The following is a 14,613-nucleotide window of genomic DNA, read 5'->3' as shown; positions in this document are numbered from 1 at the left end:
ATCTATTTGATCCTTCTAAAGAAGTCCCTCCTTAATCTTGGACCAAAAATTCCTACCCGTAGTACCTTATATATATTAAGTGCCTGAGATAGAATTTTCTTGACTTGGTATGGCACTAATCGGGCTAAAGAAAACTTCTCTCTACTTTTTTGCATAATCTCGTATGGAGAAAGGCTCTTCTGCTGCCACGATATCTGCTGATAATCGCTTTGATTCGGAACTATTGAAAATATTTCTTTTTCGGCAACTTTACGAGCAACAATAAACAAGTATGACGGGACACCATTTACAAGTTCTACACGCTGCGATACTTCAGCAGGATCTTTTACGGAGTACCATTTAGCTATATAATGATCTTCAAACAAAAGTATATTATCTATTTTGAAGCCGTTCTCCGCGGAGAAAACTCTGAAAAATAATTCCGGACTAAATTGATAGAAGCCATGTCCCATAAAATTATTTGACGGAGTGATCATAATCATTCTCCCATTAAGCTTCACAAGTTCCATACAATTCTTTATCGCCACAGGAAAATTAAAAACGTGCTCCAAGGTCCCCGAGTCTATTACTGTATCGTACTTGTTTTTGTATGAATCTGATATAGGCGAGTTTAAGTCAAGCAACACGGAAGCTCCTTCATAATCTGATATATCAATTGAATCAGTTGCTTTACCACCTAAACATCTAATAAGCGGTTCCCAATAACCATTACCTTCTTTTAAAATTGCTTCCGAGCTGATATGCTTTAATCCAACCTCATCCAGGTTCCGCTGAAGACGAGTGGATGAAACATGAAGACCTTGCCGGCCCAAACATGCGGTATCTCCGAATTCAATGCCTGACGAACGCCATTCGTGTAGAAGCAAACGAGTCATGTTAAAATCAAACGCCATGTATGAAAGAGTTTATAGAGTTTAAAATCTACGTTAAAATCCAATTCTTCTTCTCACCCAGCTTTGCAAAGAAGTGGAGTAATTCTTTTTAATGTCCTCCCGAAGTAAACCCAAATTAAAAATTTTCAATTGAACCAAAAATACTATAATTGTGCAGGAAACAGCCATTTGAGGGTTATGCTTAGAAAATTATTAAGGACGTTTTATCACCGGTCAAAGACAGAAGAGTCAAAAAAAAGATATTCGTTCTTACAGAATTTTGATCCTAAGCATAAGATCAGCCAAAAAATAAATAAAAAAAAGTCCTATACCATAGCCTTCTTACTACCAGGATTGCCCGCCTATAGCGGAGGTATAACAGGAATCTTTAGATTGGGGACATACCTCAGTGACTTCGGACATACAGTTACATATATTGATTGTTCCAACTCTCCCGTTGCAGAATCTAAAAACAATGCAAGAATTAATTTTGAGTCGTATAAAGGAAATATAGTTACGCTTGACTCTATTCAAGAGGTTTTTGATATCGGCATCTGCACGCTCTGGGATACCGCTTATATTCTAAAGCAGTACGATCAAACATTCGGCTACAAAATGTACTTTATTCAAGATTTTGAGCCTTCATTTTATTCTTTGGGAGATCTATACTTTCTGTGTAGGCGAACTTATGAATTTGGATTTCATATGATAAGCTTAGGAGCATGGAATGCACAAAAGATCAGAGATAATTTCGCAAATGTTACTGTGGATACGATCGAGTTCCCTATTGAAACTAAAGTTTATGAAGTAGCAAATAGGGAAATTAAAATTGATAAAAAATTAGATCTCGCTATCTTCATTAAACTTGAACCAAAACGGGCTCCTGATTTAATACCTCAATGCCTGATTCTTTTAAATAAGGAAATGCAAAAAAGAGGGATTGATCTAAATTGCTGGATATTTGGAACAGACATATCACTGGGGATGCCGTTTGTCAAATCAGTTGGCATGCTCAAACATGACAAATTGCAGGAGCTCTATAGAAAATGCCAAATAGGAATAGTAGCGTCTTACACGAACATCTCCTATGTAACTTTTGAAATGATGGCTAGCGGGTTACCCGTTATTGAGTTTAAAGATGGCAGTGCTCCTTCTTTTTTCAAGAGTGAAGAATTAATTCTTGTTGACACGAGTCCTCAGGATTTTTGTGCACAGATTAATTACTATATAGACCATCAGGATTTACTAAATAAAGTTGTTCAGAATGGCCAACAAGCAATTCAGAATAGAACCTGGGAGGCCTCAGCCAAAGTGTTTAATGCAGTAATTGATAGCCTGAAATAAAGCTATTTGTTTCAACACAACACTAAATACACTTACCGCTAATTTGTGGCAAATCATGTTCTTATAATACTGGTTAATTATAAAGGTCATCTCGATACAGTTGAGTGTCTCGAAAGCATTTTCAAGCTAAAGGGTGCAGACTTTAAAGTCGCTATTATAGATAATTCCGAAGACGAAGTTTCTATTGAATATATAACTAATTGGGCACTCGGTAAGATAACAAGTATTTACACACAGTACTCTCATTTAACCTATCCTGTCATTCAAAAGCCTATAGCTTTTCATGTTGGTAATGAGTCCGACACCGACATTCAATTTGAAGAACCGATAACTATTATAAAATCTTCTAATAGAGGATTTGCAGCAGCAAATAATGTAGCACTGAAACATTCCTTAAGACAAAAATTCGATTTTTTTTGGTTGCTTAATAATGACACCGTTATTGAACCTGATTCCCTTTTACAATTATTAAACTGTGCACTTAGAGATAATAAAGTGGGTATCTGGGGAAGTAAACTGCTTCTATATCAAGATCCCTCAACCCTTCAGGGAGTTGGAGGGAGATACAACCAATGGTTTGGTAAGGTTAGTGAGATAGGGTATTTGCAGCAGGACAACAATCAATGGGACTCGAAGAATTTTAGTATGGATTATGTAATTGGTGCAGCCATGTTCATACAAAAGAAATTCCTAGTTGACGTTGGCTTGATGGAGGAAGACTATTTTTTGTACTACGAAGAGCTTGATTGGGCCATCCGCGGTAAAAGAAAAAATTGGGATATGGGGTATTGTTCTAAGAGCAAAGTCTATCACAAAATGGGCTCCTCTATTAATAAAAAACAAAAGAGCGGTTCTTCATTATTGGCCGACTATTATTCTGTTCGAAATCGAATTCTTATTACTAAGAGATTTTTCAGATATGCCTATATTACACTATACCCTGCATTTTCTAAATTTATTATTAACAGAATAATCTTAGGTCAATACTCTAGAATTATAATGTTGTTTAAAATTATATATAGCCCCAAAAAGCATTTTAAAGAGACCCAATATTCAAATAAATGAGAAGATTACGTATTATATTTTATTGGCTATTTAAATCACATAACAATGTAAGCCTCATTGAACTTATTCGATTTACGATAAAACCTAAAGTGAAGGCTGTCGCATCTCGCTTTATCAAAGACATATCTCTTGCGAAATCACTCTACAAAATAAATTTTAACGTCATTGAGTATCCCCTATACTGGCCAAAGGAATATTCGATTGACGGAATTTATCAAGTAACCAGTGAAACTTTTGACAACGATGACTGGCATTATTATCAAAAGAAAAATACCATCATTGAGCATAATGAAATCCTCCTCGATGTAGGTGCCGCGGAGGGCTTATTTGCGTTGAGTGTTGCAGACAAATGCAACCAAATAATTATGATAGAGCCGAATGACCATTTTGCAAAAGCTCTTAAAACAACTTTCCAGCCATTTGATAAAAAAACAACTATCTATAATGTCGCTGTGGGAAGTGCAGAGGGAACCATTGCTTTCAATCAAACTTCGCTGAGTGGAAAGGTGGATTTAAGCGACAATGAAAGCGTTCAAAAATCAATAACAACGGTTGATAAAATAATTGGTGATACACCTATAACCTACCTAAAAGCAGATATCGAAGGGCATGAACTCGAAATGCTAAAAGGAGCGATTGGTACCATTAAAAAGAATAAACCCAAGATCGTTATAACATGCTACCACAGGGAGAATATAGCGTCAGAAATAATTGACTTTATAAAAAGCATTGTACCAGAATATAATCACTACGTGAAGGGAGTTTTTCATGAAGAGGGAAAGCCGGTAATGATTCACTTCTGGAAATCGTAACACGTCCTTCTATACATCAATAGCATTAACAATCTTTTGCCAATCTACCCCAGGCGCAATAGCGACTTTTTCCATATGCGTTGCCATGGAAGGTATAGGCTGCGCAAGTATATATTTTTTACCGAAAACTATCTGCGGCCATCCCTTTATCCAACTTAATAAAAGCATTTTGAAATAGAACCTATCCTTAATCAACATCTTAATTGCAAACAAAAAATCAAAGACATTGAACTTAGTCAAGGCGAACCACAAACTACTATCCCAATTACCATAACAATAACTACGAAGCACTTTCTCTGTCTTCCGTAGCGTTTCTTTAGTAGTTAAAAAGGTTAGGCACGTTGAGGCGGAGGTACGCCAATGAACGTTCTCATGCAAAAGAATTTTATATCGATGCATTGTGTGTATATCCAAAGTGTACGAATCCAAATGATCATATAAAGTGACAAAATGCGCAGACCTATTATTCAATAAAGAAATAGCATTGTTCATCACATCCTCTCTATACACATAATCATCCTCGGCAAAATATACTACTTCAGAAAGGCTTTGAGTCAATAAAATATCAAGCTGCCTGCCAAATGTGGCGAGGTTACCCTCAGCATTGCACCGAACGAACTCAATATCTTCCTTATTGAAATATTCAAGAATCATTGTTTCATATTCGGACGGGCAGTTATCCAGAATAAAAAAAACCTTAGCCTTTAATGTTCCAAGCGATGCTTTAAACGTCTCAACGCCCACCTGAGCTAGCTTGAACTTGTTATCCTGATGTATGAATGGAACCTTCGACACACGTGGGTATATTCGGTATGCAACACAAACGTCATACTGATTATTCTTCATAAAGTCTAAGTATATTTGGAGACAAAAATATCCAATAAGACATTGATTACAACATCAATTGGAAATAGCGACTCCCAACTTCTGCCAGGAAAATACCTTCTCATCAAGAAACGGTCGGTATCATTTTTAATTCTGAGCGTATACTTTTTCCTGCTGGCAACAGTATTTGGGCCCTTTACGTATGAAGGCAAGAATTTTGTGTTTATAGCCTGGACATTTCTTGGAGCCGGCTATCTTCTTATAACAAACAAGAAATTCCCCCTTACTATAGGTTATTCGTTTTTTGTACTTCCTCTTTATTTAGCGTTTAGCTTTTGCTTAAACATTTCACAATCTGAGTTCAACTCATTTATCTATTCGCTTTTCTTTTTATTCGCTTATTACATCTTTATATCTTTCTTTAAACAAAGAATGAGTGTTAAAGACTTTAATGGCATTCTTCTGGTCACTCTGTGTGCTTATTTTATCGTTCTTTTGGCAGGGCAGATTTATGTTAAATTGGGATACTTCAGAGGCAGTAATATCACCACGGGTATAACGCACGATTGGCTAGGTACGCTATACGAAGCGGGACGCGGATTCCGCTACTACTCATTATCCACAGAACCTTCGTATGCTGCATTTATTGTAGTTGTTCTTTTCTATGCTTACATCGAAAGTTCACAAACGAAACTTTCTAAGAAAGGCAACATTCTAATTTGGTTTATCCTGCTCTACATGCTTTTGTTTTTTCAGAGTGCATACGGAGTTATCCTGATGGCTGTCCTTATAATTTCAAAGACTACGCTTCGAAACTCTATTTTTATCATTTTTATAGGCGTAATAATTTTCTTGATTGCAGCAGTAATGAAACAACCTGCCGCGGAAAGAGTCTTTAACCTCATAGCAAACGTAAATCTTTCCAATCTGGAGAATATAGGTTCTGTAGACTATAGTGCATCATTCAGGATTCTGCCTTCTTATTTTTACGTTTCAAAATTTAACTTTTTTGATTTCTACAGTTACCTGGGTTTTGGAGCGGGACAATCAGAAAATTTCTTAATACCTCTGTTATTCGATGTACCTATGGATACATTCCAGGGAGGGTTCATGCCGCAATTCATTTATGACTACGGACTCATATTCGGCTTTATTTTTCTGGTCTTTTTGAGATCGGAAGTTCTACCAAAATTCATATCCTTTGAGTCGTTTGTAATCTTTCTAATGTTGACAAATGCGAATTTTAACACTCAGTTATTCTGGTTTACCATTACCTGTTTCGCACTTCTGAAATTCTACAAGAAACGTAAGCATACAGAATCCACTTCCCGAAAATTCTAACTAAATAATCACGACAAGTTATCTCTGAGATAAAAATGAGGAAAATAAAATTATTTGTTGACGCACATTGGTTTGACGATCCGTTTCAAAGTACTTGTGTCTTTATAAAAGGCCTATATACTGAAATAGCCAATGACGACAGGTTTGAACTTTATATGTCGGCAGTTGACGTTGAGCTTCTAAAAAAAGAGTTCAACTACTCTGACAAAATTCATTATCTAAAATACAACTCTCATTCCAAATACTATAGGCTTGCAATTGACATACCTAACCTGATAAGAAAACACAAAATAGATATAGCGCACTATCAATACGTCTCTCCTTTAATTAAAAACACGAAAGAGATAGTAACAATTCATGACTTATTATTCCTTGACTTTACAAATCTGTTCCCTTGGCATTATCGTACAGTAAAAAATTTCTTATTTAAGCGATCAGCTAAACGATCAGACCTTGTCACTACTGTATCTAATTATTCTTCAAATGCTATTATCAAACACTATTATATACCAAAGAATAAAATCATTTTGACTCCTAATGGAGTGTCGCAAGATTTTTTCAGAGATTTTAGTGAAGCGCCCTTACCGGATATAAAGAGTAGGTATAATCTAAAAAAATACATCCTATACGTAAGTAGAATAGAGCCCAGAAAAAATCACATCTCGCTTGTTAAAGCATACGTAGAAAATAAAATATGGGATGCTGATACTAAGCTTGTCTTAATAGGGCGTGAAGATATTGCCGTAAAGGAGCTTGATCACTATCTGAACGAACTTCCTGAAAGCCTTAAACAAAACATCGTCCAGCTAAAAAATATACCCTTTGAGGAGCTACTGAGCTTCTATAGAAATGCAGCTCTTTTTGTTTACCCTTCTATTGCAGAAGGTTTCGGAATACCTCCATTAGAGGCAGCAGCTTTAAAAACAAAAACTTTATGTTCAAATTCTACGGCGATGTCAGATTTTTCGTTTTTCGGAAATGATCTTTTTCCTCCCTTAGATATTGAAACATTATCGTTGAAGATGGCGGCAAAGCTAAAGGAAGACGATGTTCTCAGAAGAGAGCATCTATCTAAATTTATCCTTGAGAACTACAATTGGAAGGTGATTGCTTCAAATTTCTCGTCAGATATACTCAATCTATTCTCTAAATAATCTATTTATCAAGATAGGTCGATTTAGTTGGTAACGAGCAGCACAGGAAACAAAAGAAAAAGGTAAAGAAGAAGATACCTTTATTGATATTCCATAAGGATTCTGTCATACCCAATAGAATAAAAATGACAAGTAAACACGCAAGAATATTATCTCCGTAGATCTTTGCCAGATGTGATGCCTTAAGAATCAAAGCAGTGAAAAAGGCAAAACCAATTAACCCAAATTCCAATATAACTTCCATCAAGACATTATGTAGGTTGTAGTTGACATAGCCAACATTTAACAAACCGTACTTATCATATACTTTATTTAGGTAATCGGTTTGATCTCCCGTACCAACCCCCTCCAACACTTTATTATCACTATATATTTCCTTGGCTGTAACTTTCCAAAAAGAAAATCGCAACGTTGCCCCTGTATAAGTTGATGCTTTCTGGGTATACTCATCATCCAGGATTCCCGACCAATTTGAATTTAATGAATCTTGAATTCTTGCGCGTGTTACAGGGAAGCTATAAATCACTACTCCACTCATCATAAGAAAACCTACACAAATCAGGATTTTACTACTCCAATGAATAGAGGTTATTCTTTCAAGGAGTATATAACCAATCAAAACAAGAAATATGAATAACGCGGTTTTGGATGAAATCAAAATCAGCATAAAAAAAGAAAATATTATTATACCACCGTCTCGAATTACACTCCATTTTGCCACTCTTTCTTTCGGTATCACTAAAAGTATAATGGTTGCAAAAATTAAATAACCAGCTAAGTAAACTGGATGAAACTTAATGAGATCTGTAAACCCTGTATAGAAAAACACGTTGATGTCCTTAGTCTGCCAATAGCGAATGAATGAGTATATCCCTAGTGCTATAGATACGATAATGGTGAGCCTCGCAAAAAATAATAGAATATTTACCCTCTCCTTTAGGAGAAGTTTTGGATCTATTAAACTGAAGACAACAGGCAATATCAGGAATGGTATTTTTTTATCTAATTCTTTAATTGCAGCGAAATGATTTTCACTATATAGTATCCCAACAATATGAATTGCGTAGTATAAAAGAAAATACGGGAGAATGCTTCTCTTCAAACGAGACCAGGCATCAGAGTATTTTCCAATTAAGAGTACCAATGCCAAGAGGAGAAACATTATAAAGTTACTTATCTTTATTGGCAAAAACATTCCGATGATCGCCAACTTGATCGTCAGGATTATTAAAAAATCCCATCTACCTCTGAGGCGTCCTGTTAAAGTCGTTTGAAGCGTCATTTTTGATTTTATTTGCAATACACTAAACTTGTCTAAAATTACAAAACTTGAAGATTGCGATATTAGGTACTAAGGGAATACCAAATCAATACGGAGGATTCGAACAATTTGCTGAGTATCTATCAGTAGGATTAGTTGAAAGGGGACATGAAGTCACTGTCTACTCACCACATTTTCATCCATATAAAGACAAGGACTTTAAAGGAGTAAAAATAAAACATGTATTCTGTCCCGAAAATATTCTAGGAGGAGGAGCTCACTTTATCTACGACCATCTTTGTCTTTCTGATGCGTACACACATAATGATTTTGATATAATCTTCGAGGCTGGTTATGCCAGCTGTGCTCCTTCATTACAGTATTTCAAATCAAAAAAAAGAAGGCCTCTTGTTTTTACAAACATGGATGGACTTGAATGGAAAAGAAATAAGTGGAATAAGCTGGTTCAGAAACTAACGAAAAGATCTGAAAAGCTCGCCGTGAGCCAATCTCACGTTCTTATCTCGGACAACATTGGCATTCAAAATTATCTTCTCAAAGCCTACAATAAGAACTCATATTTTATCCCTTACGGGGCTGACCTAATTGTTCATCATGATCTATCACTGCTTGGTTCTACAGGGTTAGAACAAAATAATTACTTTCTTGTAATTGCACGACTTGAGCCAGAGAATAATATAGAAGTTATAATAAAGGCTTTTATACAATCCCAATCTAATAGAACACTAGCAATAGTTGGTGGATTGAAGACGAAGCACGCGAAGCAATTATTGAAATATAAAGTTTTGCATTCGAGAATTGTATTCCTCGGGAGTATTTATGATAAGAAGATTCTTGATTCACTTCGTTTTTATTGTAAAGCGTATTTCCATGGACATTCAGTTGGAGGTACCAATCCTTCTCTCCTTGAGGCTATGGCTGATGAGAGCTTTATAGTCGCTCATGATAACGAGTTTAATCGTTCGGTTCTCGAAAATAACGCCTTGTTTTTTTCTGATGAGAATGATTTAGCCGATAAAATTTTAAAAATTCAAAAGGAAAGAGATGACAAATACGAAGTTTTCACAAAAAGAAATATTGACCTCATTCATCAAAAATATAACTGGGAAACAATCATCGATTCTCATGAGAATCTTTTTTTAGCAAGTCTGGAGAGTATACAGAAATCAAACGATTCCATCCAGGCTTGAACCACCGAATGATCTTTAAACGAATTGACATATTAATGTTAAATTAATTAAGGTTTTACATTAGTTTTACGAACTTCTTTTGTGCTTTATGGCCATTCAGCTTGCTGCTGCTACAACTTCTTTTGTTATCGCTTTTTTGATCGTTCCGGTGATCATCAAGTACTCATTGCAAAAAAATCTGGTTGATATTCCAGGTAGAAGGAAAATCCATAAAAAAGTAACTCCATCCATGGGTGGAATTGCAATCTTTATTGGTTTTTTCATTTCCTCTTTAATATGGATTGACATTCAGAGTTGGGGAACCATCAAGTTTATTATGGTTGCTCTGTCTGTTATTTTTTTTATCGGTGTACGTGATGACCTTGTTCCTTTACGCTGGATGATCAAGCTTATGGGCCAAATTATGGCTGCATCACTTTTGATTTTTTTGTTTGATCTTAGAATAAAATCTTTTTACGGTTTATTCGGAGTCTATGAGCTGCCCGATATAATTAGCTACATCCTCACCTATTTCACAATCATCGTTATAACAAATTCCTTTAACTTAATTGATGGGCTTGATGGGCTTGCTGGAACTATTGCAACGCTTTCGTTGATAGCCTTTGGTATCTGGTTTTTCCTGATCGATGACTTTATTTTTTCAGTTTTGTCATTTTCCATGGTGGGCGCAATCTTCGCTTTCCTTATTTTTAATTGGGAGCCTTCCGAGGTTTTTATGGGAGACACAGGTGCTCTTGTAATTGGGATGATGTTAGCTATGCTTACAATTCGTTTTATTGACCTGAACTATAATTTGCCAGAGCATTTTCCGTATCGGTTTAATGCTTCGATCGGCACTGCAGCTTGTTTTATCATCATTCCGTTAGTCGACACTTTACGCATAGTGCTCTTAAGATTACTAAAGAGGCAGTCTCCTTTTAAGCCTGATAAAAGCCACATTCATCACGCTATCATGAGACTGGGAATGACACACAGTCAAACTACATTAGTACTTGGTGGTGCTCATATATTTTACATTTCTCTAGCGCTGCTTTTTCATAATTTTTCAGAGCGCTATATCTTAACCGGTGTCTTAGTACTTTCCTTCGTACTTAGTGTAACGCTGGATCGTCTGATCCTCGGAAGACTATCACCTAAAGAACTGGAAGAGTAAACCCGTTAGGGCAATACATCTCTATATTGTATTTTTGGTGTCGTTCAAATGATGCCCATGCAAGAGAAAATTAAATCGCTTCTTCAAGAAGTAGAAGCTTTTTCAGCAAATGATAAACAAGGTTTAGAAACTTTCAGGCTCCGGTATGTTAGTCGCAAAGGAGTTGTTGGTGACCTCTTTGAGGAATTGAAACAGATACCAAACGAAGAAAAGAAAATCGTTGGTAAAATATTAAATGAACTCAAGCAAGCAGCCGAAGCAAAACTTCTTGTATTAAGTGAACAACTGGAAGCTACCGCATCCTCTAATGTCGATATTGATTTAACTCTCCCAGGCATACCTAACATAACCGGGAATCTTCATCCACTATCATTAACAAGATATAGGATCATTGAGATTTTTGAAAGATTAGGATTCAATGTAGCCGATGGACCAGAAATTGAAGATGATTGGCACAATTTCTCCGCACTTAATTTCCCTGAAAATCACCCTGCAAGAGAAATGCAGGACACATTTTTCATCGAGAAGAAAAGTGGGCGTGACTCACAAGATGTACTTCTTAGAACACATACCTCGAACGTACAGATCAGATTGATGAAATCTCAAAAACCTCCTATACGGGCTATTATGCCTGGCCGAGTTTATCGTAACGAGGCCATATCAGCAAGAGCGCATTGCTTTTTTCATCAGGTTGAAGGCCTGTATGTAGATAAGAATGTTAGCTTCTCAGATCTAAAGCAGACGCTGTTTCACTTTGCCAAGGAAATGTACGGCAAGGACATAAAGCTACGATTAAGACCATCATTCTTTCCGTTCACAGAACCAAGCGCTGAGATTGATGTGACGTGTCTTATTTGTAAAGGAGAAGGATGTGTAGTCTGCAAGCGAAGTGGGTGGGTTGAAATTGCTGGAGCAGGAATGGTTCATCCAAATGTTCTTAAGAATTGCGGTATAGACCCTCAGGAATACACTGGCTTTGCTTTCGGAATGGGGATAGAACGTGTTACACAACTCCGTTATCAAGTAAACGACCTGAGACTATATTCTGAAAATGATATACGTTTTCTTCGTCAGTTCCGCACAAGCAATATTGCATGACAATTGATGGCATAAAAAAGATAGCAGTGATAGGCGCTGGTACTATGGGCCAGGGAATCGCTCAACTTTGTGCCTCTTCAGGTTATACTGTCATGCTTTACGATGTACAGCCGGAGCTTACAAGGGCTGCCATCTCAAATATTCGGAAAAACCTTGAGCTCAATCTTGAGAAAGGAAGAATAACAAGCGATCGGAGAGATAGCACAATCTCGAAAATTGAGGCAATAGGAGATTTTAGAATGCTCCAAGTTGATTTAGTCATCGAAGCTGTAATAGAAAAAGTCGACATAAAGCAGAAAATATTTTCCGAGCTTGAGAAAATCAATGGACAGGATTGCATACTTCTCAGCAATACATCCTCCATTTCAATTACTCAAATAGCGTCTGCTTTAAAATACCCAAGTCGCTTCGCTGGCCTGCATTTCTTTAATCCAGCACCTGTTATGAAACTTGTAGAAATAGTCAGAGGCATTGCAACTGACGACTCCACGGTAAATACGTTAAAAGCTTTTAGCCTTAAAATCTCAAAGTCTGCTGTCCTCACTAAAGATTCTCCCGGATTTATAGTGAATAGAGTAGCACGTCACTTTTATACGGAATCTCTACGCCTACTTGAGGACAATGTTTCCGATTTTAAAAACGTTGATATACTAATGAAATCGACCGGCTTTAAAATGGGACCTTTTGAATTAATGGATTTAATTGGGATTGATATAAATTATTCCGTTACATCGTCCATGTATAATGCCTTTCATCAGGACACTAAATTTAGACCTAGTAGAATTCAGCAACAGAAAATCGAGGCTGGTTTTCTTGGAAGAAAATCAGGTAAGGGCTTTTATTCATATACTACTTAAGAGTTTCAAAACATGTATTGGAGGATTATATTTTTTTTCGTTTTTCTCGGATGCTCTTCTGACTTAAGTGACGATGCAATTCCCTTTGTTAGTTTCCAAGATATAGTTATCAACCTAAACCTTCCTGAGTACAACACATTAAGAACGACAGGACATCAGTATATAAATAACGGTGGAGTAAAAGGTATTATCCTTCACAGAGTAAATACAAATTTATACTATGCCTTTGAGCGCAATTGTTCTTATCAACCTAACAATGCTTGCTCAACAGTCGAGATTCATTCATCAAGTCTATATATGACTGACCCATGCTGTGGTTCTAATTTTGCGTTTGATGGCAGTGTAACAGGAGGTGTTGCATGGAGACCGTTGAGAAAATATGAAACGTCATTAAACGGTTCTGAACTTACAATTACCGATGTAGTTTTGTAATAATTTAGTCAGTCCACTATTCTTTCTGTTTGAAGAGCGCTGATGTATAGTATTTCTGGTTCTTTCAATCTAGCCCAGTATTCTATTGATTTATTTCCCGTAGGCCGTAGATCTATAGTCTAGACTTAAAACAGGGATATGACCGGTATTCTCAAGGGATGAGTTTGTTTCTACCAGATTTATTGCGGGTTACTTCATGTGAGCTTAGTGAATGATGTTTGTGGGCTAGGTTGTAAAACAAAAAAAGCCTTTGGAGGTTATCCAAAGGCTTAGTTAGTAAAAGAAAGGCAACGACTTACTCTCCCAGGTATTATCCCAGTACCATCAGCGCTGGCGGGCTTAACTGCTCTGTTCGGAATGGGAAGAGGTGATCCCCACCGCTATAGTCACCTTAAAATCTTAAAGGTTCGTCACTTATCTAAAAGCAACCCTTTCAATATTTCTTTGACAGTATTGGCAAAAGAGTAGAAGTATTAAAGTTAGTAATGTAAAGCAAGCACATAAGATTGTTTTTCGTTGTTACCCCGGATCCTATTGCTAGAACCCGGGGCCTGAAGCGTTCGGGTAATTAGTACTGCTCAGCTTTGACATTTCTGCCTTTACACCTGCAGCCTATCAACGTCATAATCTCTGACGTCCCTTAATGGAAGTCTCATCTTGAGGTGAGTTTCGCGCTTAGATGCTTTCAGCGCTTATCTCGTCCCAACATAGCTACCCGGCAATGCAGCTGACGCCACAACCGGTACACCAGCGGTTGGTTCAACCCGGTCCTCTCGTACTAAGGTCAAGACCTCTCAAACTTCCTACGCCCATCACAGATAGGGACCGAACTGTCTCACGACGTTCTGAACCCAGCTCGCGTGCCACTTTAATAGGCGAACAGCCTAACCCTTGGGACCTTCTCCAGCCCCAGGATGTGACGAGCCGACATCGAGGTGCCAAACCTCCCCGTCGATGTGAGCTCTTGGGGGAGATCAGCCTGTTATCCCCAGCGTACCTTTTATCCTTTGAGCGATGGCCCTTCCATACAGAACCACCGGATCACTATATCCAACTTTCGTTCCTGCTCGACTTGTCAGTCTCACAGTCAAGCATGCTTATGCTATTGCACTCCACATACGGTTACCAAGCGTACTGAGCATACCTTTGAAAGCCTCCGATACACTTTCGGAGGCGACCACCCCAGTC

Annotated in this window: 13 protein-coding genes and 2 rRNA genes (1 of these 15 cut by a window edge); 10 read left to right on the top strand and 5 right to left on the bottom strand. The window is 37.2% G+C overall.

Annotation, left to right across the window (positions count from 1 at the left end; translation table 11 throughout):
- Positions 1–2: 2 nt before the first annotated feature.
- Entirely contained in the window at positions 3–893 is an 891-nt protein-coding gene (locus tag B5Y40_RS00090; RefSeq protein ID WP_079684678.1) for a class I SAM-dependent methyltransferase, read from the bottom strand.
- Positions 894–1,022: 129 nt separating this feature from the next.
- Here B5Y40_RS00090 and B5Y40_RS00085 point away from each other — a divergent pair, with 129 nt between their 5' ends.
- The 3 genes from B5Y40_RS00085 to B5Y40_RS00075 all read left to right on the top strand — a co-directional run bounded on the left by B5Y40_RS00085 (position 1,023) and on the right by B5Y40_RS00075 (position 4,093).
- Positions 1,023–2,216, top strand: a complete 1,194-nt coding sequence (locus tag B5Y40_RS00085) for a glycosyltransferase family 4 protein (protein ID WP_143785549.1) — start codon at positions 1,023–1,025, stop codon at positions 2,214–2,216.
- Positions 2,217–2,261: 45 nt separating this feature from the next.
- Positions 2,262–3,281 carry a glycosyltransferase family 2 protein gene (locus tag B5Y40_RS00080; protein ID WP_079684676.1) on the top strand — a complete coding sequence of 340 codons (1,020 nt, stop codon included), beginning with the start codon at positions 2,262–2,264 and terminating at the stop codon, positions 3,279–3,281.
- Positions 3,282–3,370: 89 nt separating this feature from the next.
- Positions 3,371–4,093, top strand: coding sequence for an FkbM family methyltransferase (locus B5Y40_RS00075; protein ID WP_159453567.1), 723 nt, complete (start codon positions 3,371–3,373; stop codon positions 4,091–4,093).
- A gap of 9 nt (positions 4,094–4,102) precedes the next feature.
- Here the strand turns inward: B5Y40_RS00075 and B5Y40_RS00070 are convergent, their stop codons facing one another.
- Positions 4,103–4,939, bottom strand: coding sequence for a hypothetical protein (locus B5Y40_RS00070; protein WP_079684674.1), 837 nt, complete (start codon positions 4,937–4,939; stop codon positions 4,103–4,105).
- A 411-nt stretch (positions 4,940–5,350) separates the two neighbouring features.
- On the opposite strand from B5Y40_RS00070, the gene B5Y40_RS00065 reads away from it, so the two are divergent.
- Positions 5,351–6,259 carry a hypothetical protein gene (locus B5Y40_RS00065; RefSeq protein ID WP_143785548.1) on the top strand — a complete coding sequence of 303 codons (909 nt, stop codon included), beginning with the start codon at positions 5,351–5,353 and terminating at the stop codon, positions 6,257–6,259.
- Between the two features lie 35 nt (positions 6,260–6,294).
- Positions 6,295–7,413 (top strand): glycosyltransferase family 4 protein, encoded by a 1,119-nt coding sequence (locus tag B5Y40_RS00060; protein ID WP_079684672.1) that lies wholly within the window; start codon positions 6,295–6,297, stop codon positions 7,411–7,413.
- A 1-nt stretch (position 7,414) separates the two neighbouring features.
- Here the strand turns inward: B5Y40_RS00060 and B5Y40_RS00055 are convergent, their stop codons facing one another.
- Complete coding sequence (locus B5Y40_RS00055) at positions 7,415–8,695, bottom strand: O-antigen ligase family protein (RefSeq protein ID WP_079684671.1); 1,281 nt, start codon at positions 8,693–8,695, stop codon at positions 7,415–7,417.
- Positions 8,696–8,742: 47 nt separating this feature from the next.
- Here B5Y40_RS00055 and B5Y40_RS00050 point away from each other — a divergent pair, with 47 nt between their 5' ends.
- The 5 genes from B5Y40_RS00050 (at position 8,743) to B5Y40_RS00030 (ending at position 13,425) form a co-directional block, all read left to right on the top strand.
- Complete coding sequence (locus tag B5Y40_RS00050; RefSeq protein WP_079684670.1) at positions 8,743–9,885, top strand: DUF1972 domain-containing protein; 1,143 nt, start codon at positions 8,743–8,745, stop codon at positions 9,883–9,885.
- 88 nt (positions 9,886–9,973) lie between these two features.
- Positions 9,974–11,038 carry a glycosyltransferase family 4 protein gene (locus tag B5Y40_RS00045; protein WP_079684669.1) on the top strand — a complete coding sequence of 355 codons (1,065 nt, stop codon included), beginning with the start codon at positions 9,974–9,976 and terminating at the stop codon, positions 11,036–11,038.
- Positions 11,039–11,095: 57 nt separating this feature from the next.
- Positions 11,096–12,136 (top strand): phenylalanine--tRNA ligase subunit alpha, encoded by a 1,041-nt coding sequence (gene pheS / locus B5Y40_RS00040; protein ID WP_079687028.1) that lies wholly within the window; start codon positions 11,096–11,098, stop codon positions 12,134–12,136.
- Positions 12,133–12,993: a 3-hydroxyacyl-CoA dehydrogenase NAD-binding domain-containing protein gene (locus B5Y40_RS00035; RefSeq protein WP_079684668.1), complete on the top strand. Its 861-nt coding sequence runs from the start codon at positions 12,133–12,135 to the stop codon at positions 12,991–12,993. Before pheS ends, B5Y40_RS00035 begins: the two co-directional genes overlap by 4 nt.
- A 12-nt stretch (positions 12,994–13,005) precedes the next feature.
- Positions 13,006–13,425 carry a hypothetical protein gene (locus B5Y40_RS00030; RefSeq protein ID WP_079684667.1) on the top strand — a complete coding sequence of 140 codons (420 nt, stop codon included), beginning with the start codon at positions 13,006–13,008 and terminating at the stop codon, positions 13,423–13,425.
- Between the two features lie 282 nt (positions 13,426–13,707).
- On the opposite strand, the gene rrf is transcribed toward B5Y40_RS00030, so the two are convergent.
- Both rrf and B5Y40_RS00020 read right to left on the bottom strand, forming a co-directional pair.
- Positions 13,708–13,819, bottom strand: a 5S ribosomal RNA gene (gene rrf, locus B5Y40_RS00025).
- Positions 13,820–13,973: 154 nt separating this feature from the next.
- A 23S ribosomal RNA gene (locus B5Y40_RS00020) occupies positions 13,974–14,613 on the bottom strand; it runs 2,246 nt beyond the window's last position.

It is taken from the genome of Ohtaekwangia koreensis, assembly GCF_900167975.1.
GTDB lineage: Bacteria > Bacteroidota > Bacteroidia > Cytophagales > Cyclobacteriaceae > Ohtaekwangia > Ohtaekwangia koreensis.
This window is presented reverse-complemented; position numbering and strand designations above follow the sequence as displayed.

Bases quoted from the DNA above. Each gene is read 5' to 3' on its own strand.
- B5Y40_RS00090 (WP_079684678.1), bottom strand. From the start codon at position 893: ATGGCGTTTGATTTTAACATGACTCGTTTGCTTCTACACGAATGGCGT.
- B5Y40_RS00070 (WP_079684674.1), bottom strand. From the start codon at position 4,939: ATGAAGAATAATCAGTATGACGTTTGTGTTGCATACCGAATATACCCA.
- B5Y40_RS00065 (WP_143785548.1), top strand. From the start codon at position 5,351: ATGAGTGTTAAAGACTTTAATGGCATTCTTCTGGTCACTCTGTGTGCT.
- B5Y40_RS00060 (WP_079684672.1), top strand. From the start codon at position 6,295: ATGAGGAAAATAAAATTATTTGTTGACGCACATTGGTTTGACGATCCG.
- B5Y40_RS00055 (WP_079684671.1), bottom strand. From the start codon at position 8,695: ATGACGCTTCAAACGACTTTAACAGGACGCCTCAGAGGTAGATGGGAT.
- B5Y40_RS00045 (WP_079684669.1), top strand. From the start codon at position 9,974: ATGGCCATTCAGCTTGCTGCTGCTACAACTTCTTTTGTTATCGCTTTT.
- pheS (WP_079687028.1), top strand. From the start codon at position 11,096: ATGCAAGAGAAAATTAAATCGCTTCTTCAAGAAGTAGAAGCTTTTTCA.
- B5Y40_RS00035 (WP_079684668.1), top strand. From the start codon at position 12,133: ATGACAATTGATGGCATAAAAAAGATAGCAGTGATAGGCGCTGGTACT.
- B5Y40_RS00030 (WP_079684667.1), top strand. From the start codon at position 13,006: ATGTATTGGAGGATTATATTTTTTTTCGTTTTTCTCGGATGCTCTTCT.